This window comes from Microcoleus sp. PH2017_35_SFW_U_B, from assembly GCF_020737865.1.
Classification (GTDB): domain Bacteria; phylum Cyanobacteriota; class Cyanobacteriia; order Cyanobacteriales; family Microcoleaceae; genus Microcoleus.
Map to the genome: position 1 here is coordinate 1 of NZ_JAEQDE010000103.1, position 23783 is coordinate 23783.

Here is a 23783-nt window from a genome sequence, read left to right on the forward strand (position 1 = left end):
AGCCGACTCCCTTGGGTGAAGCAGGAAGCAGACCCTTCAAGAGCAATCTTGATTGAATAGTGAGACTTGAGAAAGTTTAGCTAAGTTTTGTGTAGCAGCTTACAACCTACCTTGCTGTCTGGAGGAATGTCTGCGCTCCTCTGAGCTTGCGGCAAGGCAAGAATAGCAAACCGCTATTTTGGGGAGCCTCGTTGTGGCTCTGATGATTGCCTCCAAGAACCTGAATTTCAGGAGATTTACAGTTAAACTTCTCAAGAATCTCATCCCCGACTTTCGGGGAGGGAGTATCTAAAAGTCGAGCTGTCCCCAGTCAAAAAGCCCCTGTATCTGACAACTGTCAACGATCGCAGTAAAAGTCAGCAGCACGTCTTTTGACCCTGCTCAAACCGTTCGACTAGCAGTTTAACAAAAAATATAGTACAGTTCTTAAACTCACAATTTTCGGAGATTCGAGGTAATATCATGGCCGAAATAACTAAAGAAGAAATGCGCGAACGCCTGGGAAATATTGACCAGATTCGCGATATAATTTTCGGGGCGCAGCTTAGAGAATACGACAATCGTTTCGACAAAATAGATTCCGACTTGTCGATGATGCAGCAAGATATGCACGCTCGCATCGAACAAGTGAAAACAGTTCTGTCCACAGAAATGAGGGCGGCAGTTGATTCGTTAGAAAAGAAAGTTAAATCGCTCACCTTAAATACGCAAGAAGAAAGTGCTGACCTCCGACAGCAAATCGATCGCGTTAACCGCAAATGCTCCAGCACCATCGAAGCCCTCGACGAGGCGATCGACAATCAAACCAGTTCCATTCGCGACGAACTCTCCCAAACCAGAGAGCGACTCTCCGAAGAAACCCGCACTTTGAAAACACAGGTTTTTGAAGAACTAGACCGACGCTTTTCCATGCTCAGAGATGTTAAAGTTTCCAGAGATGACATGGCAGAAATTCTGTTTGAACTAGGAATGAGACTCAAAGGAACAGAATTTGTGCCCGAACTTAAAGGCGTTGCTGATAATAAGTCAAATAACGAATTTTTGTTGCCGGAGCGCCACCATCACGGATAATAACGCATGGCTTTACCGAAAGAAAATCCAGAAGTTGAAAATCAGCTAGAGGGTTTTGTTTCTAAACCTGACGAGTCTGCTGCCTCGGCAGCAACCCAGCTAGACCCCTTGTTGACTCTGTTATTCGATCTCAAAATTATTGCTGGTTCAAAGCAGCAAAATCCCGAGTCCGAAGCTGACAGCAGCGGCAAAAACGGTCAAGCTGGGGCCCTCGGCGGGTCGATCGATTTGTTAAGTATTTCCTCCGCACAGCCAGAGGAAATTGCAGCGCAGCAAAATCCCGAACCCGAAGCTGCTAGCAGCAGCGGCAAAAACAGTCAAGCTGGAACCCTCGGCGGGTTGATGGATTTGTTAAGTATTTCCTCCGCACAGCCACAGGAAATTGCAGCGCAGCACAATTCCGAACCCGAAGCTGACAGCAGCGGCAAAAATAGTCAAGCTGGAGCACTCGGCGGGTTGATGGATTTGTTAGGTATTTCCTCCGCACAGCCAGAGGAAATTGCAGCCGTGCCAGAAACTGGCTCTTGCCAACCCGATTCTACTGCTTCCCCGGCTGTTGCAGACGAGTCCCACAATTTGCTGTTCGCTACTCACAAACTCAACACTTCTGAACTGGAAAGAAACTATTCCTCAGCTAAAACTATAGATGTTTCCGCAGATGTTTCGGATTTGGAGAGAGAATCACCCTCGCTACAAGCATTCCCTGACTTAACAATTTCCGATTCTCCCCAGTACGTACAGCGCGAAAAATCCCAGGATTCTGCTGACACCGCTGTAGAGAATTCGCCCATTCCCCAAACTCTGGCGCCACCCGCAGCAACCGATCCGAATTCCTCAGTGTCCGGACTTTCGCAGCCATCACAAAAAATATATGCAGATGCAAGTGTGGCATCAATTGAACCGAACCGAGAGTCGCAAGAACAGCCGATACCACTATCGCAGCGATCGGAAATCATAGGCGATATTAAACAAGAATTCAATGAAGCCGACAGCGCGATGGGAAGGCTGCAAAATCTGATTTTTGGCTCGCAAATGTCAGATATCGAGCAACTCAAAAATCTCCTAGCAGAAACTGATTTGCCGGGGGTGTGCAATCTGCTAGCAAGCATCGACTCTAAATTAGAAAAACTGGAACACCAAATCTACGATCCACAAGAGCTGATCGCCCTAATGCTGCCTTGGATCGCAGAAATTCTCAGCCGCAAAATTGCCGATTCCAGAGAAGAAGTTGTTAATGCGATAGTCCCAATTATTGATGAAGTGATTAGGGCTAAAACTGTGGAAAACAGGCAAGCAATGAGTTCGGCGATAGGTGAGTTGCTGCCCGACGCACTTGCTCAACAAATAGAAAATTCGCCAGCGGATATTGCTCGGGCGATCGCCCCAGAAATGGGTTTGGCGATAAAAGAGCAAATTCGCCTCGATCAAGAGTCGATCGCCCAAGCCCTCGCCCCGGAAATGGGCAAAGCCATTACAGCCCAAATCGCCCTCGAACGCGACTCTATGGTGGATGCTCTCTATCCCGTCATTGGCAGTACGATCTCTAAATACATGGCAGAAGCTATTAAAACTATCAACGAAAAAGTCTCAAATAGCTTAAGCATGGAAGGAGTTGGGCGCAAAATTCGCTCCCAAGTACAAGGAGTCTCCGAAGCTGAATTAATCCTCAGAGAATCAATACCTTTTACCGTCCAAGCAGCATTGTTAATTCACAAGGCATCTGGCTTGGTAATTTCCGAAGTTCAACACCCCGCAGGCAATTACCAGTTAGAAGCGGAAATGGTAGCAGGAATGCTCACAGCTATTCGCAGCTTTGTGAACGAATGCATCGTTCAGCCCGGAGAAATTTCTGAACTCAATCTAATTGAATACGGCGACTCAAAAATTATGTTAGAAGTAGCGGGATACTGCTACATGGCAGTCGTGATTAAAGGAGAACCGCCACAGTCGTTCATTAACAAACTCCGGCAAACACTTACTAATCTGATCCTTAATTACGCTAAATTAATTCACGAGTTTAACGGCGATCCCGGTACTATACCGGACTCTGTGCACCCGTTCATCCAAAGTTTATTCGACCCGGTGGAAAGGGAAAAATCAAAAAAACCCCCCTTCGTGCTGATCGGGGTGACGATCGCAGCGCTAACCTTAATCTCAACACCTTGGGTAATTTATCAGCACCGCCGGAGCATTGACCGCCCCCTGGCAACAAATGCCGCTTTAGCTTTAGCCTCGACCCCAGAATTAGCGGTTTACCGCTTAAACGCCGACGTGGAGGGCAACACTCTCAAGTTAACCGGAAATTTGCCAAATCCAGAATTGCGGGAAAAAGCCGCCAAAATAGCCGCCTCAACTGCACCAAATCTGAAATTAGACAATCAAATTGTCGCTGTAGATGTACCTCCAGATCCCGTGTTGACGGCGGGTGAGGTGCAGCGGATCACCGCTGTTTTGAACCGCTTGTCGGGTGTTTCTATTTCTAGTCGGTATGGCGATCGCAAAGTTACAGTAGAGGGGACAGTCATGGAGGCTGTCGATTCACAGAAAATTGCTCAGTCCCTGAAGCAAATTCCCGGCGTTGAGTCAGTCGTTAGCACTGTGAAACTAGATCCGCTTAAAATTGCCACCCGCATCTACTTCGACCAAGGAACGACAACATTAGACTCAGCATCAGAAGAAATTATCGCCAGTGTTAAAAGTTTCATGGATCAATATCCTCAAAAACAGATTAAGATAATTGGACACAGCGATCGCACTGGGGAACTTGTCATCAATCAACGGTTGTCGCTCCAGCGTGCCACAGCAGTGCGAGATGCTTTGCTGCGGCAAGGTGCCAATCCGAAGCGCCTCCTGGCGGTTGGCAGTCAAAATCCTCCCCCCGGCGTGGAACCCAATCAACCGCTACTTTTAAGCAGATGCGTGCTATTTGAACCAATAACTAAGATCGTAAACAGCAAATAATTATGTCAGTTACTATATCTAAAAAAATGTGCATGATCGGCGACTTTGGCGTCGGTAAAACCAGTCTGATCCGCCGTTTTGTCGATCGGCAATTCAGCGACGAGTACCTCTCCACCGTCGGAGTAAAAATTTCCCGCAAAAGTATCGCATTAGAAAACACCAAACACCCGGAAAGTGTCACCGCACAGTTGCTGATTTGGGACTTAGAAGGACATACAAAATTCAAAGGAATCGCACCGACTTACTTACAAGGAGCTAGCGGCGTTTTAATCGTTGCCGATGTCAGCCGCTCCGAAACAGTTGAGCGAATCTCCGAACACGTTAAGCTGTTTTCTTCAGTCAATCCCAAAGGATCAATAATCGTCGCTTTGAACAAAGTAGACTTGATTGACGAAGAAAAATTGGCACTGCTAGTGGAAATCTCCCACTCAATCGGTCAAGACAAAGTAATAGCAGTTTATACCACATCGGCTAAAACCGGCAAAGACGTTGACGAAATTTTTCACAAACTAGCTTACACAATGGTAGAACAAGTATGAACCGTTCGTAGATGTATACCCACATCTACCCAAACAGAGCCTGCATTGGGTAGATGCTGCGAACGTGCAGGAACAGGATAAGACCTACGTTGTTTGAGTCATGACACCTACAGATGAACGCCAGTTTGTAGCTCTGTCGATTGCTATTAAGGAACGGATTAATTACATACAGATCCGCGTGTTGCACTCCCAACAAGCTCTTTCAACATTTCCGAGGCAAACATTACTTAGAAATAAGGCTGACAGAAGATGTCAAACTACGTTTTTCTCATTGATGCCAACAAAAAACCGATGAATCCGGTTCATCCCAGTCACGCCAGAAAACTTTTAGATTCGGGCAAGGCTTCGGTGTTTCGGCGCTATCCGTTCACACTGCTCCTCAAGCGAGTAGTAGAAAACATTGGGAGCATCTCAGTTTTGCAAGAAGCATTTTTTATGGTAGTGCTGTCCCCGCTCGCGTGCTTGTACAAGCACGCGAGCGGGGACAGCACTGTAAATGCAAAACTGAGATGCTCCCGGAATATTGGGTGCATCTCAATGCAAGCAAATATATCCGTAGGGGCGAAGCATGACCGTAGTCAATATGGGATTATAACTAATAACTTATATGCGGTCATGCTTCGCCCTCTTCCCAAGTGAGATACACCCGGAATATTGCACAACAGTTCACAGGAAAGATGGTTACAGCTATGCCTGAAAACATACTCAAAAAAGAACGAGTGTCTGGATATGTCCACCAATAATTATCGAACAGTATGAACCCCCTTTTTAGAAAGCTCCTGGGTCCGCGACAAACAGAGTATCTAATAGTAAATCACAATTTCATCATTCAGGAAACCTCTGCCGAAGTGCAGAATTATGCCGATACTCCGGGTGACGCGCTCCCCGGTACAGATGCTCGCATCTGTTTTCCCGAACTGATTGGAATTGAAAATATCCTCATGTCGATCGTGATGGGAAGGCGGCCGAGTTTTGAACTCAAAGGTATCGCTCGGTTTGCCGACAACAACCGCCCTTTATACTTCGATATGTTGGCGATAGAACATGAAAACGAACAAGATATGGCAAGTAATTTGCTAATTTTGATTGAAGATGCCACCGAAAAAATGGTGATGAAGCAATCCTTGATTCAGAGAGCGAATGAAGCTAATCTTTTGCTGAGCGCCTTAGCCGCTTCAAAAGATTATATAGATAAAGTGATTCGCTCCATGGGCGATGCTTTGTTGGTGACAACAACATTAGGAATTATCAAAACAGTCAATCAATCGGCACAATGGTTATTTGGGTACAGCGAAGCAGAATTAATCGACCAGCCTCTCTCCATCATAGTAGTCGAAGAAACATTGCTTTACCAAGGTCGCCACCGCTATATTTTGTCTCAAAAAGAGCTGCTCAGAGAATTGGAAGTAGTCTGCACTACTAAATCGGGAGAAGAAATTTGGGTAGAATTTTCCTGCTCGGCAATTCAGACAGAATTAGACGGACTTTATGATTTCATATATATCGGCAGAGACATCACAGAACGCAAGCAAGAAGACATGGAAATTCGTCGCTCTCTGGTAAAAGAGCAAGAACTCAGACAGCTTAAATCTCGTTTTTTCTCGATGCTGGCTCACGAATTCGGCAATCCTTTAAATACAGTATTATTTGCTACTCAAATTCTCAAAGAATATGGGGACGAAATTACCCAAGCGGAAAAACAAGAATACCTCGAACACGTTAAATCAGCATCTAAACACATGGCTCAGCTATTAGATGACGTGCGGTTGCTCAGCAGCGCCGAAGCTGGAAAACTCCAATTCAATCCCGCACCACTTGACTTGCGAAAATTTTGTAGCGAGTTAGTAGAATCAATAAAAATTAGCTACGGACAAAATCATAAAATTAATTTTGTTTGCAGAAAATCTATTGCGCCTGGGAAAAAAACCGCTCCGGAGTCGGAGGCAACAGAATACTCGCCCGCACTGGATGCCAAATTGCTGCGGCACATCTTGACAAACTTGCTGTCAAATGCTGTAAAATATTCGCCGATCGACAGCTATATTGATTTTCAATTAAATTATCATAGTGCAGAAGCTATATTTAAAATAAAAGATGCGGGCATTGGCATTCCTATAGAAGACCAAGAACAACTGTTTGAATCTTATTACCGGGCCCAAAATGTCGGAAAAATACCTGGTACAGGACTGGGTTTATCCATAGTTAAACAGTGTGTAGACCTGCACGGAGGTCAAATCGAATTTTCCAGCGACACAGGGTTAGGCACTACCTTTGTAGTCACAATTCCATTTGCAAAACAGAGGTAATACGATTTGGGAATTGGGAATTGGGCATAGGGCATAGGGCATAGGCATAGGGCATACCTCACCACGCTTGAGAACCGTTATAATACGATTTTCCATTTTCCATTTTTCGATTTTCCGATTTGGGAATGACCCGCCCAAAAATGGGTACCGTGCCACGTAAGCGACCTTGGCTGGTCTATTCCAAAACTTTAGACAAAACTTCAAGGTGCCAGATTCATCAAATCGAGCAATGACTAATGACCAATGACCAATGACCAATGACCAATGACTAATGACTAATGACTATCACGAACTGAGGGCACGTTCACCACTACAAAATCCAACATGACAACCCTGTTAAATAAATTGTTGGTTCCCCACCACTTGGAGTACCTAGCACTGGATCAAGACTTTCTTATCGCAGAGACATCTCTCAACGTGCAGCGGTTTGCCGACTGTCCCGAGGAAGTAGTTACCGGAAACGATGTCCGCATTCCCTTTCCCGAATTCCTGGGAACTGAAGAAATTTTAATCGATATTTTTGAAGGGCGGTTGCCAAATTTTGAATTAAAAGCGATGACGCGAGTATTAGAAAATGGCTCGCGGCTTTATTTTGATATGTATATCGTCGAGTTCAGCAATGACGATAGCGAGCAGAGATTAATTGTATTTTTTGAAGACGTAACCGACAGGATGGGTTTGGAACAAACTCTAGTCCAAGCTACCAATGAAATGAATATTTTATTGAGTACCTTAGCCGCTACTAATAATTATGTTGAAAAAATTATTACTTCCATGGCCGAAGTTTTGTTGGTGACAACGGCCTCGGGAAAAATCAAAAAAGTCAATCAAGCGGCTCAAGATTTGTTCGGTTATAGCGAATCGGAATTAGTAGGTCAGCAAATAGACACCCTTACTGCTGAGGGCGCATCTTTGCAAGCAGTCAGCCAAGAGTCGCCTCAACAATCTCAAACTAATACTGAAGTAATTTGCACCGCAAAAACAGGAGAAAAGCTGACAGTTTCCTTTTCCTGTACACCGATTCCAAGTGACATGAAAAGTTTTTCTGCAACTTCTACGGCCCTCCAAGATTTTGTGTACATCGGCCGCGACATGACATACAGACAGCGAGCCCGCAAGCGAAAAGTAGCTCAGTACGTCACCACTCACATCCTCTCTACATCCGAAACAATCAAAAAAGCTCTAGAAGCAATTCTCCCCGCAATTTGCGACAGTTTGGGGTGGGATACTGCCGAACTTTGGATGCCGCCGGAAGCTGGGGAAAAACTGCTGTTAGGAAGTAAGAGAATAACTGCGATTTCCGACCCCAATTTGCTGCGGTGCGTCGCCTGTTGGACAAAAGGCTCAGTTTCCATCCCCAAATTTGCCGAATCTGCCGAACAAATGATCTGTGGATTCGGGGAAGGATTGTCGGGTCTCATTTGGGGCAGCGGTTCGTCTCAGTGGATTGCGGATGTAACAGAAAGCGAAATTTTTATTAGCAGAGAAATTGGCGTAGAAGAACGACTGCACGGAGCTTTTGGCTTCCCAATTTTGGGGGACTACGAGCAGGAAAATTCTGAAAGCTCTGTGTTGGGGGTGATGACTTTTTTTAGCCGCGAAGTGCAGTATTTGGATGAAGAATTGCTCCAGACAATGGCAACAATCGGCAGCCAACTCGGTCAATTTATTAAGCGCAAGCAAGCGGAAATAGCTTTGCGGGAAAGCGAAGAACAATTACGAGACTTATTTGAAAATGCTACTGACTTAATTCAAAGTATTGGAGCTGACGGTCATTTTTTGTATGTAAATCGGGCTTGGCGGGAAACTCTGGGCTACAGCGAAGCCGAAATTGCTCAAATGACTGTTTTTGATATCATTCATCCCAACAGTTCCCCAGAGTCGATGGAGATATTATGTCAAGTTATTACTAAAAAAGCTGTCAATGAAAATACTTTTTATCCCCACTCTATTCAGATAATATTTATTACTAAGAATCACGAACAAATTTTGCTGGAAGGTAGCATAAACTGTAAGTTTTTGGAAGGTTCTTTAGTAGCGATTCGCGCTATTTTGCGAGACATTACTGCTCGCAAGATGGCGGAAGATGCTCTAGCAAAATCTGCTTCCTTGCTGCAAGCAACTTTTGATTCTACTGCTGACGGTATTTTAGCTATTGATAGGAGCGGAAAAATAGTTACTTTCAATCGAGAATTTGTGGAAATGTGGGGGGTACCTAGCGACGTGATGGCGCTGCGAGACGACGCAACAACGATCGCCTTTGTGCAGAACCAACTCAAAGACCCGCAAGCATTCCAAGAGAGAATAGAATCGCTTTACGACCAGCCAGAAGCCGAAAGTTTTGACTTGTTGGAATTTGAAGACGGCAGATTTTTTGAACGCCATTCGGAACCGCAGCGGCTGGGAGATAAAATTATCGGTAGAGTCTGGAGTTACCACGATATTACGGAACGCAAGCAAGCAGAAGATGCCCTGCGGGAAGAACAAGAAAAATCGGAAAATCTGTTGTTAAATATCTTGCCCGTGGCAATAGCAGAACGACTCAAACAAAACGAAACGACTATTGCTGAATATTTTCCCGAAGTGACTGTTTTGTTTGCTGATATTGTGGGGTTTACAGCTTTGTCTTCTGTGATGAATCCGATCGACCTCGTGGAGCTCCTGAATAAGATTTTCTCAGGATTCGATATGTTGTGCGAGCAGCACGGCCTAGAGAAAATCAAGACCATCGGCGACGCATACATGGCGGTAGGAGGGCTGCCCTACCCTCGGGCAGACCATGCAGAGGCGATCGCCCAAATGGCTCTAGATATGCAAAAAGAGATAGCTCGGTTTAATGGTCTGAATAAGAAATATTTTAGCATCCGCATCGGCATCCACAGCGGCCCGGTTGTTGCCGGAGTGATTGGCATCAAAAAGTTTATTTACGATTTGTGGGGCGATACGGTAAATATCGCTTCCCGCATGGAATCTCATGGTTTGCCTTGGCGGATTCAAGTCAGTGAAACTACTTATGACTTATTGAAAGACAAATATTTGCTGGAAGGGCGCGGAACTATTGAAGTTAAAGGTAAAGGGGGTATGAAAACTTATCTGCTTGTTGGTAAAAAATAAGTTGGCAGTTGACAGTTGACAGTTGACAGTTGACAGTTGACAGTTGACAGTTGACAGTTGACAGTTGACAGTTGACAGTTGACAGTTGACAGTTGACAGTTGACTTTTTTTATTATAGTGCGAGCACGCAAGAGCTCGCGTATTGTAGAATACGCGAGCGGGGACAGCACTATAAATGAAAACTGAGATACTCCCAACTCATATAACTCGCGAACAGGAGTCAGCAGTCAGCAGTCAGCAGTCATCAGTCATTAGTCATCAGTCATCAGTCATCAGTGATTAGTCGTCAAGCTGATGACTAAAAGTGTTGCTAAAGTTAGTTAGGAATACTTTTTGACCAAGATTTATGGAACTTGCTAATTTGTCGGTAAATTTACGATCGCCCTTAGAATTTGTCGATCGCCATCCTGTGACAGTTTCGCCCTCAACTTCCCTCCCAGATGCGATCGCCCTAATCCGTCTGGCGATGGACGCTTGTCCGCTACCGAATTCACCTGCACACTCAAACGAAACGGTAACAGCATCAATTAGTTGCATCTTAGTGGTCGAGGAAAATCAGCTAGTCGGATTGCTAAGGTTGGCAGATCTGCTGAACTTAGCCACCACATACGGATGGCAAGAAATGAAAGTTTCCGGCGCCATGACGCGGAATTTAGTTGTCTTAAAAGAATCAGAATTTACAGATATTTTTACCGCATTTAAGCTATTTTGTCAATACTCGATCGATTGTTTGCCAATTGTAGATGAACGGGGTCAGCCAGTAGGTTTAGTCACCGCAGAAAGGATTCACCCAGAAATTTACAGCCTCGTTAAAATGTTGCAGCAAGAAGTTGTCAAACTTCAGCAAAAACAGTGTGAACTCTTAGAAAGTAAGTCAGAAATCGAAAAACAAGTCAGCGATCGACAAAACGCCGAAAATGCCCTGCGGGAGAGCGAGGCGCGCTACCGGGCGATTGTGCAAGACCAAAGCGAACTGATTTGCCGCTACCTCCCCGACGGCAAATTCACATTTGTCAATCAAGCTTACTGTCGCTATTTCGGCGTGCAACCAGAAGACTTGCTCGGTAACAGTTTTATGCCACTGATCCCAGAAGTAGACCGAGAAATTTTTCAAGAACAATATGCTTCTCTGTCTGCGGAAAAGCCTGTGTTTACTTGCGAACACCGAGTAATTTTGCCGAGCGGGGAAATTCGTTGGCAGCAGTGGATCGATCGGGCTATCTTCGATGCAAACGGAGAAATTGTGGAGTATCAAGCTGCCGGTCGGGATGTCACCGATCGCAAACAAGCAGAAATCGCTTTGCAGCAACTCAATGCAGAGTTAGAACTGCGAGTCCAGCAGCGCACTAAATTTTACGAACTGGCAGTATCGGCGGGCAAAGTGGGGGTTTGGGACTGGAATTTGGAAACCGACGAAATCTACGTCGATCCGTCTTTAAAAGCTTTGTTGGGCTATCAAGACGCAGAGATTCCCAACTGCATGGAACATTGGGGATCTCTGGTTCACCCGGACGATCGAGTTGCCGTCGGGGGAGCAGTCTCTGCTTATCTAGAGGGTGTGACAGAAATTTTTGAAGTCGAACACCGGATGCTCCGCAAAGACGGTAGCAACTGCTGGATGTTTGCCCGCGGGACTGCGGTTCGATCGCCCGACGGCAAAACCTACCGACTGATCGGGACTGACACCGACATTACCGATCGCAAATTGACCGCAGAAAAACTGCAAAACTCGGAAGCTGAACTGCTGGCGCTGTTTAATGGCATGACGGATATCGTGCTAGTTTTCGACGCCAGCGGCCGCTACCTCAAAGTCGCCCCCACGCCTCCCCAATTGCTGTACAAACGGGCTAATGAAGTGCTAGGCAAAACCCTCGCCGAAATCTTCCCAGAAGCCGAAGCTAATTTTGCCCTCGGCCACATTCGCCAAACCTTGGCATCTGGACAAACCCACAGAGTTGAATACAGCATGGAAATTGAGGGCAAGTTAATCTGGTTTGATGGCAGTATTTCGCCGCTGGGAGTCGATCGGGTGATGTGGGTAGCGCGAGACATTACTGCTCGCAAACAGGCAGAAGCTGCACTGCAAAAGAGTGAGGAAAAGTTTCGCAATTTGTTTGACGATGCTCCAATTGCGATCGGTTTGGCAAGCGTGCACGATTACCGCACGATCGAGGTGAATGAAGCTTACCGCCAGATGTTGGGCTACAGCGATAAGGATTGGGCGGTAATGAGTTTCGCTGATGTCACCCACCAGGAAGATTTACCAGCAGATGTCGAGCAAGTCAAGCAGTTGGTCGAGGGCAATATTCCTCGCTTTCAAATGGAAAAACGCCTGATTAAGAAAAATGGCGAGCTGATGTGGGCAAACATGACGGTGACGCTGATTCGGGATGGCGAGGGCCTTCCTCTCTACAGCATGGCGGCGATCGAAGATATCAGTTACCGCAAGCGAGCAGAAATGGAATTGCAGCAGTTAAAAGAACGCCTGCAATTTTTACTTGCTTCTAATCCTGCGGTAATTTTTACTGCCGCTGCGGCGGGGAAATTTTGTATTACTTACATCAGCGACAACGTTCAGACAATCGTTGGCTACGAGCCGCAAGAAGTGTTAGCAGATTCTAACTTTTGGTCGGGCAGGATTCACGCTGAAGATCTGCCACAATTTATAGTAAATTTTTGTGCTTTGTCTGAGGGTAAAAATTGCATTTACGAGTACCGCTTTTTGCATAAAAATGGAATGTATCGCTGGCTGCGGACAGAACTGAAACTATTGGTTGACAGCAGGGGCATTCCGATCGAAATTATTGGTTACGCCGCCGATATCAGCAATTCTAAATGCGCTGAAATAGCTTTGCGGCAGCAGTTTGAGCAAGAACGGCTGGTGGAGGCGATCGCCCGTCGCGTCCGCCAATCTTTGCAATTAGAGGAAATTCTTAACACCACGGTTGCCGAACTCCAGCAAGTCTTGTTAGTCGATCGAGTTTTGGTATATCAAATTTTACCCGAAATTGGCGGCCGAGTCATTGCTGAAGCGGTGGTAGAAGGATGCAGTCGGCTGATAGATAGATTTTTTGGCCGAGAGGTTTTTCCTGCTGAATGTTATCAGCTTTATTTGCAAGGACGAATTTGTGCAATTTCCGAACTAGATGACCCCTCCATTACACCTTGTATGATGGAATTTCTGCAACAAATTGAAGTTAGGGCTAAGTTAGCAGTCCCAATTATTCAGCACAGCCAACTTTGGGGATTGCTAATCGCGCACCAGTGCGATGGGCCCCGGGAGTGGCAAGAATGGGAAATGAATTTATTTCAGCAGTTGGTGAATCAATTGGCGATCGCCATTCAGCAATCTCTACTTTACCAGCAACTGCAAGCTGAACTGAGCGATCGCTTCCAAGCGGAGGCAAATTTGAAAAACTCCCTCAAAGAGAAAGAGATTTTGCTCAAAGAGATTCACCACCGCGTTAAAAACAACCTCTGCGTAGTTGCCAGCCTGTTAGAATTGCAATCTAACACGGTTGCCGACCCCCAAATAGCCAAAATGTTTGAAGAAAGTCAGAACCGCCTGTACTCTATGGCTCTGATTCACGAGAAACTGTACCGATCGACTAACCTGGCAAAAATTAATTTTGGCGAATATCTAGAAGATTTGGTCAGTAACTTGTTTCAGTCTTACAATATAAGTGACAACCGCATTCAGTTGCAGGTATTAGCTGAACAAATCTCCCTAAATATTGAGACTGCTACTCCCTGCGGCTTAATTGCTAATGAATTGGTTTCAAATACCCTGAAACACGCTTTTCCTCACGATACGAGCGGTACAGTTAGTGTACAATGCTATCAGACTGGCGATCGGGAAATCCACCTCTTCGTTAAGGACAACGGGATTGGCTTTCCTGAAAACATAGATTTTAGGAAAACTAACTCGATGGGCTTTCAAGTTGTCTGTACTTTAACCGAGCAGTTAGAAGGAACCATCGAAATGTCAAGAGAAATCGGCACAGCCTTTCACTTAGTATTTAACGAGTTAATTTACTCGCAAAGGTTCTAAAATCATGAATTTTCCAGAGCAAAAAATTAATAATATTAATATTTTAATTGTAGAAGACGAGCTATTGATCGCTAAGAACTTATCTCAAAGATTAGAAAAATTTGGATATAAAATCGCCGATGTTGTTTCTTCAGGAGCCGATGCCATCCATCGCGCAGGCGAACTCAAACCAGATTTAATTTTAATGGATATAGTAATCAAAGGCGAGATTGACGGCATAGCAACAGCAGCAATAATTCATCAACAATTAGATATCCCCATTATCTATACAACTGCTTATGCCGACGATGAAACTTTGCAGCGAGCAGAAAATACTGGTTCTTATGGCTACCTCCTCAAACCGTTTAAAGAAAGAGAAATGCACGCTACCATCAAGATAGCGCTGAGCAAACATCAAGAAGCCGTTGAAATGCAAAAACTCATGGCACTAGCAGCAGCGAAAAGCGAAAATAGAACGCGATTTGTTTCAATGGCATACCACGATTTAAACACTCCTTTGACTACCATACAGATCTCGGCTGAAATGCTGGAAGATAGCGATTTGAAAATATCGCCAGGAACAACAAATAAAAATGTCAATCGCATTAAAAAAGCCGTCAGCAATATGAGTGAATTGCTGGACGATATTTTAATGCTCAGCAAAGCAGAAGCAGGCAAACTTTCCTTGAATTTAAATGAGCTAAATGTGACAGAGTTCTGCACATCTATTTTAGAAGAACTGCAACCGATCGTCACCGACAAACACCTTGTAACTTTCCTCGCCCAAACAGAGCCACTCCACGCCAATATTGACACAAAACTGCTGCACCAATTGCTGACTAATTTGCTTTCAAACGCTATAAAATATTCTCCCAATGGCGGTTCTATTAGTTTAGAATTAAGCTGCGAAAACCAGCAAATAATATTTTGCGTTCGAGATGAGGGAATTGGGATGACAGCGGGATATGAAGAAAAACTCTTTCAGCAGTTTGAACGAGGTGCGAATGTAGGCAAGATTAAAGGTTCGGGTTTGGGACTCTGCATTGTCAAACACATAGTTGACCTGCATGGCGGTACAATAAGTGTGGAAAGTGCGATCGGTAAAGGTACTACATTTATTGTGGCGCTGCCTTTTTTAGTTATTGGTCATTAGTCATATTATGTCCGGTCAATTACCCACAATTAAATTGGTTTGTAGTGAGGACTTTAGTCCTCTGATTTTTATGAGGACTAAAGTCCTCACTACAAACAGGTTGATGGCGGTCATTTTTCAGCAAATCTATCCGGAGATAAAATCTCGATCGCCCAATCTTTTTCTTCCGCCGCCCTATTAGCAAATCGCTCAGCCAAAGCAGGTACGATCGCCAACGGATTGCTCAAACCAGAAAAAACGTGCAATCCAGGGCGATCGCGAATTTCCCCCACTACGGGAAACCTATCAGCGCTAAATGCCACAATACAATCGTGCCAAGTTGCCGGTAAATCTGCCGCATCTGGCAAAACCTTGCCGATACCTGCACGAATTGCGGTTTCGCTGGTTTTGCGATCGACTTTCGCGTTCAAATCGCTCAAAGTGCGAGACAATTGGCCGATCCGCAAACTCCCGTCATTAAATTGAATTGCACCCGAATCTAAAATCGGCGGTAACAACTCCTTACCCGGTTCGTCCCAAAGAAAATCTACCTCAATTTTACTAGATTGTGCTTCCAATTCAAAACGTTTTAATAGTGCGGGCATCACCAAAGTCCTGAGTTTCAAATCCACAGGTGCCGTCTCCAAAATCTCAGCACGACTAAAATAAACTCCCACAGAAATACCCGCCGTTTTTAGCAAACTACGACTCCAACCTCCAGCACAAATTACCGCATTTTTACAGGCATAACTTTCGCCTACCGTCTTGACACCCGAAATCCGATTTCCTTCTGCTATTAAACCAGTTACTTCCGCAATTTCTCTAGTTCCTCCCAGCCGCAAAAACCCTTGACAATAAGCTTGATTTGTGGCAGTCGGCGAAATATGACCGTGACGGACAGTTAGAGCTCCGGCGATCGCACTTTTGTTCAGCAAAGGTTCCAACTCGCCAGCTTCTGTAACGCTCACAAGCTGGGGAGGAATCGCAAAGTGTGCGTAATTAGCCGCGACTTTTTCTGGCTCAACTCCCGCATCAATTGTCAGCAACAAATCCAACTCGCGAAACTCCGTATTGCTATCTAATTCCGCCGATAAATTGCGGTGACGTTCGATACCTTCTGCACACAATTGCCGAGTTAAATCAGTCGTACCCGACCAATAAGCCAAGCCGCCGTAACTAAAACGAGTAGCATTTTGCATGGTAGCATCTCGTTCTAAAAGCAACACAGAAAAACCTTTTTTTGCGAGTTCGTAACTCAGCGCTGTACCAGTAATCCCGCCGCCGACAACAATCCAGTCGTAAGTTTTCATCATGGGCAATTCACAGGGAAGGATTCACGAATTCTTCGATTTTATAGCAATTTCTTGATAAGTAGGGACAGGGCATTGCCGTGTCCGGTGCGGGGATGAGGACACCGCATTGCCGTTTCCCTAGTTGAAAAAATGATCTACCTACAGAAAGAGCTGAGGTGCGATCGCCCTAACAGAAACTTCCACCCCTTGGGAGATGCTCGCAACCGGAGATTTTTCGTTCAATAGTAGCAATTAGAAGCAGCAAAAATTAGAAACACCAGAGAGGTTTTATGAGTATCGACAAACCGGGCAAAGATATGCGCCGCACTGTCAATCCGGGCGATCGCATTTCCGACGAACCGCAAAGCATCGAAGAAAAAGCTCAGCAATTAGCAGTTGACCACGTGCCAGACATCACGGGAGATACAGTTACAGTTCCCACTTATTTCATCGTAGATGAACCGGACGGGGAAAAGAAAGCTTTGCACCACGTCAAAGACGCTGAGGAAATTTCTGACGTAATTCGGCAGGCGCGTGTTGACGAAAATGGCGATCGCATTTGGGATTAAGTTCAATCCAATAAAAACTGGTTTGTACAAAATTTATCGGTAGAAATCATGGAAACAAATCAAAGAAATAGTACGCCCTTTCCGAATGTTCCACCGATTCTAGAAAGTGACGACAGAGAGTATCGCGATGCCGGCATTACCAGTACAGTTTCAGTTGCAGGCCATCCCCTTCACCCCGTAATCGTCACTTTTCCGGTAGCCTTTTTAGTCGGGGCCGCGGGCACGGATATCGGTTATTGGCTGACAAGCGATCCGTTTTGGGCAAGAGCTTCGGTTTGGCTAATTGGTGCAGGTTTTGCTGCGGGGATTTTGGCCGCAATCACGGGCTTTTTAGATTTTGCAAGAATTAAAAGAGTGCGCGATCGCAGTGCCGGCTGGTTGCACATGGGCGGGAATGTGGCGGCTATGGTACTTTCGCTGATTAACCTGGTGTTGCGACAAGGAAATCCGGCTGAGCCGATCGTCTTTACAGGTTTAGCTTTGTCGATCGTCGTTGCAAGTTTGCTGGGCGTTACAGGCTGGTTCGGCGGCGAACTAAGTTTTCGCCACAAAGTCGGCGTCATTGGCCCTAGCAGTCAAAATTAGTAGGTTTGCGATCGTTTGTAGTAAGGACTTCAGTCGGGAGCATTTCAGTTTTGCATTTGTAGTGCGAGCGTCCCCGCTCGCGTGCTATACAAAGCACGCGAGCGGGGACGCTCGCACTGTAAAAAAAGGGGACGCTCGCACTGTAAAAAAAGGGGACGCTCGCACTGTAAAAAAAGGGGACGCTCGCACTGTAAAAAAAATGCTTTTTGCAAAAATGAGATGCTCCCCTTCAGTCCGTTTTTGTGCTGCGTGGATAATGCAGGACTAAAGTCCTCACTACGAACCTTTGTTTTTTCGTTTGTAGTGCGGACTTCAGTCCGTCTTGATGCGTGGATAATCAACGACTAAAGTCCTGACTACGAACCTTTATTTTTTCGTTTGTAGTGCGGACTTCAGTCCGTCTTGATGCGTGGATAAATTAGGAGTCTTCGTCCTCGCTACGAACCTAAAGATTGTGCAATCCAATCGAGATAAGCCTCACTGGCAGCAATAATGGGAATCGCAATAATTTCGGGAACTTCATAGGAATGGAGTTCCTGAACTTTTATTTTTAAAGCCTCAAATTTAGCCAAATCTGTTTTAATCACCAACTGCCACTCCGATTCCGAATGAATCTCGCCTTGCCAAGTATAAATAGAGCGAATCGGAGACAAACTTACACAAGCAGCCAGCCTGTGTTCAACTAGAGATTTAGCGATATTTTCCGCCTCCGCCTCCGATTCAGCAGTTACCAGCACCACCCCAAAATTAACACTCATAAGGATTTTAGATCAGATGTTAACAGATTTGATATTACAAATTACAAATTACCGATTACAAATTACAAATTACCATAAAAAAATGGTTTAAAGCCTCTCCCCGATCAGGATAAATTAAAAGATAAAAGAAGATAATTCATTACCCCAATCCTCTTCCTTAGAGGTAGAGGTCGCCTTCATCTGTCAACTGTCAACTGTCAACTGTCAACTGTCAACTGAACAATCACCCATTCTTAACTTCCGTAACTTCCCAAGAATTGACTTTGCACGCCCCAGCTAAGGAAAAGTAGCGCCTAGTAGATTCCGGCAAAATAGCTCCCGCCAACAAAGCATTATCTAAATTAGCTCCTATTAACGTCGCCTCGCTCAAATCGGCCGCCATCAAATCTGCTTGACACAGCTTTGCCCAATTCAAATTTGCCCCTTTCAAACAACTTCCCCTAAACTTAGCGCCGGTTAAGTTTGCTCCCGCCAACTTCACTCCCCGCAACTGAGCCGCGCTGAAATTCGCTCCCGCCAAATTCGAGCCTTCCAAATTAGCTCCCATCAATTTAGCTTCGCTGACGTTGACTCCGCTCAAATCTGCACCACAGAGATTCACGCCTGTCAACTGCGCTCGCCGCAGGCTGACTCCAGTTAATTGAGCACCAAAAAGTTTTGCACTGTTGAGCTTGGCACCGTAAAGGTTTGCCCATTTAAAATTAGCTCCGGTGAGGTTCGCGCCCAGCAAGTTAACTAATTGCAAGTCGGCGCTGCACAAATTGGCATTCCACAACACAGCACTCCGCAGGTTGGCGCCGGTTAAAGTTGCGCCGCTTAACTTTACCCTGGGCATTTTTGCTTTGACCAAAAAAGCTCCGCTCAAATTAGCTTTTGTCAAATCTGCGCCTGAGAGTTTGGTTTCGCCCATTTTGGCAAAACTCAGATTTGTTCTTTGCATCAGTGCGCCTTTGAGGGTTGCTTTGGTGAGAAACGCTCTGCTGAGGTTCGCTCCTGAAAGATTAGCGCGCGAAAGGTTGACTCCGATTAAGATTGCTCCGCTGAGGTTTGCCCCGCTCAGATCGGCTCCAGCAAAGTCTCTTTGTCCTTTTTCGTAATTGTTGAGCAGTTCGCTAACTTCCATAGGGCGTGATACCTTCTCTGATTGGGGGGGTTCGATCGAGAAATCTTTACTCTTAGGGTTGTTTCAGAAATTATACTGTTACAAAAATTAGACTGTTTCAGCGTTGGCATCAAACTGTATAACTTCTGTTAGCATCACTTTCTGTTCAAACGCGATCTCTTAATAAAGATTTTATATTGTTCTCTCGGTGGCGATCGCCATTTCGGTACTTTTGAATTAAAAGTTAATGTTTCGTGACATAGATAGTCATTCCTTAACGATCGGCATTAATCCGCAATTTCAGCCTCAGCGTGCCCTTGAATCCTGCGGGAGGTTGCCAGGAATTCAAGGCTGCCTTGATACTCTCAAGGGCGTCTGTTGCTTGCAGCGTCGAGGTTTGAGTGTCGATGGCCACTTTCGCAACACGGCCGTCTTGTACGGATAAATCCCATACCGTCTCGCCACTAACCGCCGCTGGGAGATTAACAGATCGCAGGTATTGATTCAGAGATGCGATCGCCCCAGCATCCAATCCGGGAGCGCTGACTACTTGCAAGCGAGCAGCAATCTGCTGCTGGCGCGATCGTTGGCTGTCAGGAGCTAGCCGCGGGAGAGGAGCTGGGACTGGCGGTGAAACACCGCGAGTCGAGCTGGCGCTGCGAGTGCCACCTCTAGTTTGCTCGCGCTCGTCGGCCTGGACAATACCTTCATAGCTGACACCCTGCGGCAATTCCACCGGCACTTGCACGCGGCGCCGAGCACCATCAGGTTCGACTCGCACTTCTTCGCTCACAGCCACAAAAGCCGTGTATTCCGACAGCAAGCGATAAGCCAAAGCTGTATTAGTCACAGCTTCCACCAAAGAAGGAGTCTCGCCACCAAACATTTGATTCATTAAATCTTTAATGCGCGATCGCCCCCAAAGTTGAGCTACCGCCGGATTGCCAAAATCTGTAACAATTGCTGCGGCTGAAGTTGACTCCCGTTGTCTCCCTCCAGATTGAGCAAAATTAACAGGTAAAATTTGCTCGTAAGCTTTGCCGCCCGCTTGAGTGCCGCGGATGCGGAGTTGGCCGTTAGTTCGATCGCTCTTTTTGCCAAACAACACCAGCGGCTGACTGGTAAATAAGTCTGGGGGCGCGATCGGATAAATCTCCGGTTTTTCGCCCATTCCTTCCCAACTAATTTCAATATTAGTCAATACCGGACTGTTAATTTGACGGAAAAACTTTTCAGCAGCTTCCGCCGAAGGTTCATCTTGACGAATTACTTGAGACGTGCCTCTACCAACTTGGGCTAAACGGTTGAGCAAAAACCGATTCACCGAACTGCCGACACCAAAACTGTAAAGTCGATTGCCCGGTTTTATACTCTGCTGCACCAGAGCCAAAACTTCTTTTTCATTGCCAATATAACCGTCAGTAATTAGTACAATACTCCGCAGCCTTTCGGTTGGTGCAGCCGGAAACTTCATCACGGCTTGAATGCCGTTGAGCAGTTCTGTGCCGCCGTTAGCTTGCAACCGATCGATATAATTAATTGCGCTTTGTCGATTTTGGGCAGTATTCGCTAAAGGAGTAGCGGATAGCGCTTGCGCCGTGTTGGCAAAATCAATAATCGTAAAAGTATCCTTGGGATTGAGTCCTTGAATGAAGCGGCGCATCAACTCCTTAGATTTTGCTAGCGGTTCGCCCTGTTGAGAACCGGAAGTATCCATCAGAAACACGACATCTTTCGGTACAATTTCATTAGTTTTGTAGTTTAATGCCGGAATCAAATAAGTCGCAAAATGACCGCCCCGTTGGTCGGCTTGGCTCAAGACTGTGGCACGAGTATTTTCGCCTGATACTCGATAGCGGAGAATTAAATCTTTATTGGGAATTGTGTCATAATTCGCTAGTTGGACGCGCACAAGATTGCCGCTGCGTTCTGTTGTAATTTGATGGGAAGTAGAGCGGACATCGCCGATCGCAACTCCGGCATCGATTTCTACCGAAACAGCGATATCGCGACCAGATCGCGTACCCGGAGGCAAGAGAGGCGAGTTTATGCGATCGGCATCGGTATTAACCCCCCCCTGCCCCCCCCTTGCTAAGGGGGGGGATAGAGCATCGCCCCCCCTTGCTAAGGGGGGGGATAGAGTGTTGTTGCCATCTCTGGCCCCTGGAGACTCAGAACTATTGCCCACCCTTGCTAAGGGGGGGTTGGGGGGGGTCAGATTTCCCGAAATATAGCGCGGGCCTACCACTGTCGGAAACACAAATTCGTAATCGCCACCGGCAAATTTGAGACTCTCGGTGTAGCGAATCGTCACTTCAATCTTTTCTCCCGGTTTGATATTAGCGAGAGACTGAGTAAAAATATTATCGCGTTCTTGTTCCAACAAACCCGCAGTCCTACCTTGCTCTCTAGCTTTTTGGTATATTTCCAAAGCTTCATCGCGGCGTTTGATATTAGCTTTAATAATGCGATCGCCGATTTTAATTTCCATATCGTCCACCGCCGCTTCATCGGGGAGGGGAAATACATAAACAGCTTCTAAAGATTCGGGAAAAGGATTTTCAAATTTTTGAACAACTTCGACGCGGGAGATATTGCCGGCAATTTTAGCTGTAACTTCAGTGTGCTTGAGAGTAAAGACTTGTTCTGTAGACGTATTTTGAGTTTTGACGAACAAACCGCCGACTCGACAGCGAGTTTCTGGCGATCGCGCGCCCTTACAACTAACATCGTTACTAGCGAGGATTTTCGGCGACAGAGACGAATGATTTTGCCCAGGAGTGTTTGCCCGCGCCGCATGGGGAGCGAGAATAGCTCCGCACTCGTTAGCGAAGCCCTCGAAGAGGATCGCTGCGATCAATGCGATACCACCAGAAAGCAACCGTTGACGGGATAGAACGCAGACAAACTTCATAGCAATTTTTTTATCAGACTTGAGGTGCTCTACCTACCATGACTTTACCATTGGCGAAACGTTCCTGGGTTAGCTGTTTGGGAAAAATGACTGAACGGGATTTGAGATTTTAGATTAAAGATTTTATAATTGACTCCACAGGGGCAGACTGGGACTGGCATCGGTATTGAGGTTGTTTCGGGCGATCGCAGGGCGAACCCAACCTAAAAGATTGTATAATAGTTAGATACTTAAATAACTGTAACCTCAACCTCTCAGTCTCTAGTAAAAATAAAATACCATGAGTTTCATTAATCCCAAAACTGACTTTGCCTTTAAGAAAATCTTCGGCTCTGCTGACAGCAAAGACATTTTGATTAGCTTCTTAAATGCCATTCTATACGAATCAAATCCCGTCATCGAAGACTTGGAAATCCTTGACCCTTATTTGGCTCCCAAAATCAAAGGAGTAAAGAATACTTATTTGGATGTCAAAGCTAAAATTGGTGGCAGCAAAACAGTGATAATTGAAATGCAGGTATTGAACGTAGAATCCTTTGAAAAGCGGATTCTGTATAATGCTACTAAAGCTTACTCAGTTCAATTAAAAAGTGGAGAAAACTATGATTTATTGAATCCAGTAATTGCCCTGACAATTACCGATTTCCAAATGTTTGAGCATCTCGAAACAGTAATTTCGCGGTTTTGTATCAAAGAGAAAAACAATCGAATCGATTATTTAGCCGAAGAGTTAGAATTTGTTTTTGTTGAATTACCAAAATTTAACAAAACATTAGAAGAATTAGAGACACTGACTGACAAGTGGATATATTTCATGAAAACGGCTCGGACGTTAAGGTCTGTTCCGGAAGAGTTGGGGAATGTACCGGAACTCCGCAAAGCTTTTGGAATTGCCAATGAAGCAAATCTAGATCCTGATGAATTGGAAGATTTAGAAAGGCGAGAAATTTTCATTCAAGACCAGCGCGGTGCAATTACCAAAGCGACCAGAATCGGCATCGAACAAGGCATCAGACAAGGTATCGAACAAGGTATCGAACAAGGTATCGAACAAGGTATCGAACAAGGAAAGCAGCAGTTACAGCAGTTAGTTGTGTCGCTGTTGGAGCGCCGTGTCTGCCCGCTGTCGCCGGAGATCCAAACTCGCATCAGTCAGTTATCCGCTGAACAATTAGAGAATTTAGGAGAAGCAGTTTTAGATTTGACCAGTGTGTCAGATTTGATGGCTAAGTTGCAGACATATTCTCGATCGAGATAAAAGAAGCCTTGGTTTCTGGTTCGCCCTTGGTCTCTAACAGCGAACTCAGGAACAATCAACAGTTGGGAAATGGGCGATCGCACTCCAAACCCATGCCAACCGCCCGATTCAGCTAATGGGCGACTCGTCGTATCCGCACCCGTAGTTGAGAA

Annotated in this window: 15 protein-coding genes; 11 read left to right on the forward strand and 4 right to left on the reverse strand. The window is 45.6% G+C overall.

Going from position 1 to position 23783, the window contains the following annotated elements; genetic code table 11:
* The first annotated feature begins 462 nt into the window (after nucleotides 1-462).
* The 8 genes from JGK36_RS26600 (at nucleotide 463) to JGK36_RS26635 (ending at nucleotide 15174) form a co-directional block, all read left to right on the forward strand.
* Nucleotides 463-1071: a hypothetical protein gene (locus tag JGK36_RS26600; RefSeq protein ID WP_293155138.1), complete on the forward strand. Its 609-nt coding sequence runs from the start codon at nucleotides 463-465 to the stop codon at nucleotides 1069-1071.
* A 6-nt stretch (nucleotides 1072-1077) separates the two neighbouring features.
* Complete coding sequence (locus JGK36_RS26605) at nucleotides 1078-4032, forward strand: OmpA family protein (protein ID WP_293185789.1); 2955 nt, start codon at nucleotides 1078-1080, stop codon at nucleotides 4030-4032.
* A gap of 2 nt (nucleotides 4033-4034) precedes the next feature.
* Entirely contained in the window at nucleotides 4035-4571 is a 537-nt protein-coding gene (locus JGK36_RS26610) for a Rab family GTPase (RefSeq protein ID WP_293185788.1), read from the forward strand.
* A gap of 249 nt (nucleotides 4572-4820) precedes the next feature.
* Nucleotides 4821-5210 (forward strand): RRXRR domain-containing protein, encoded by a 390-nt coding sequence (locus tag JGK36_RS26615; protein ID WP_293185787.1) that lies wholly within the window; start codon nucleotides 4821-4823, stop codon nucleotides 5208-5210.
* 209 nt (nucleotides 5211-5419) lie between these two features.
* The gene (locus JGK36_RS26620) at nucleotides 5420-6877 is read left to right on the forward strand and encodes a PAS domain-containing sensor histidine kinase (RefSeq protein ID WP_293185786.1); all 1458 of its coding nucleotides are present in this window, start codon (nucleotides 5420-5422) and stop codon (nucleotides 6875-6877) included.
* A gap of 324 nt (nucleotides 6878-7201) precedes the next feature.
* Nucleotides 7202-9991, forward strand: coding sequence for an adenylate/guanylate cyclase domain-containing protein (locus tag JGK36_RS26625; protein WP_293185785.1), 2790 nt, complete (start codon nucleotides 7202-7204; stop codon nucleotides 9989-9991).
* A 346-nt stretch (nucleotides 9992-10337) separates the two neighbouring features.
* A complete protein-coding gene (locus JGK36_RS26630; RefSeq protein WP_293198615.1) occupies nucleotides 10338-14042 on the forward strand; it encodes a PAS domain S-box protein in 3705 nt (1234 codons plus the stop codon).
* A gap of 4 nt (nucleotides 14043-14046) precedes the next feature.
* Nucleotides 14047-15174 (forward strand): ATP-binding protein, encoded by a 1128-nt coding sequence (locus JGK36_RS26635; protein WP_293198617.1) that lies wholly within the window; start codon nucleotides 14047-14049, stop codon nucleotides 15172-15174.
* A 110-nt stretch (nucleotides 15175-15284) separates the two neighbouring features.
* Here JGK36_RS26635 and JGK36_RS26640 read toward each other — a convergent pair whose 3' ends face one another.
* Nucleotides 15285-16466, reverse strand: a complete 1182-nt coding sequence (locus JGK36_RS26640; RefSeq protein WP_366035301.1) for an FAD-binding oxidoreductase — start codon at nucleotides 16464-16466, stop codon at nucleotides 15285-15287.
* A gap of 269 nt (nucleotides 16467-16735) precedes the next feature.
* On the opposite strand from JGK36_RS26640, the gene JGK36_RS26645 reads away from it, so the two are divergent.
* On the forward strand, nucleotides 16736-17014 hold the full coding sequence (locus tag JGK36_RS26645; RefSeq protein WP_293185782.1) for a hypothetical protein: 279 nt from the start codon (nucleotides 16736-16738) through the stop codon (nucleotides 17012-17014).
* A 48-nt stretch (nucleotides 17015-17062) separates the two neighbouring features.
* Nucleotides 17063-17599: a DUF2231 domain-containing protein gene (locus JGK36_RS26650; RefSeq protein WP_293155175.1), complete on the forward strand. Its 537-nt coding sequence runs from the start codon at nucleotides 17063-17065 to the stop codon at nucleotides 17597-17599.
* A gap of 437 nt (nucleotides 17600-18036) precedes the next feature.
* Here JGK36_RS26650 and cutA read toward each other — a convergent pair whose 3' ends face one another.
* The 3 genes from cutA to JGK36_RS26665 form a co-directional block, all read right to left on the reverse strand.
* Nucleotides 18037-18357: a divalent-cation tolerance protein CutA gene (gene cutA, locus JGK36_RS26655; RefSeq protein ID WP_293185780.1), complete on the reverse strand. Its 321-nt coding sequence runs from the start codon at nucleotides 18355-18357 to the stop codon at nucleotides 18037-18039.
* A gap of 223 nt (nucleotides 18358-18580) precedes the next feature.
* Nucleotides 18581-19480, reverse strand: coding sequence for a pentapeptide repeat-containing protein (locus JGK36_RS26660; protein WP_293185778.1), 900 nt, complete (start codon nucleotides 19478-19480; stop codon nucleotides 18581-18583).
* Between the two features lie 253 nt (nucleotides 19481-19733).
* On the reverse strand, nucleotides 19734-22373 hold the full coding sequence (locus JGK36_RS26665) for a VIT domain-containing protein (protein ID WP_293198619.1): 2640 nt from the start codon (nucleotides 22371-22373) through the stop codon (nucleotides 19734-19736).
* 280 nt (nucleotides 22374-22653) lie between these two features.
* Here JGK36_RS26665 and JGK36_RS26670 point away from each other — a divergent pair, with 280 nt between their 5' ends.
* On the forward strand, nucleotides 22654-23631 hold the full coding sequence (locus tag JGK36_RS26670) for an Rpn family recombination-promoting nuclease/putative transposase (RefSeq protein ID WP_293198621.1): 978 nt from the start codon (nucleotides 22654-22656) through the stop codon (nucleotides 23629-23631).
* Nucleotides 23632-23783: the final 152 nt, after the last annotated feature.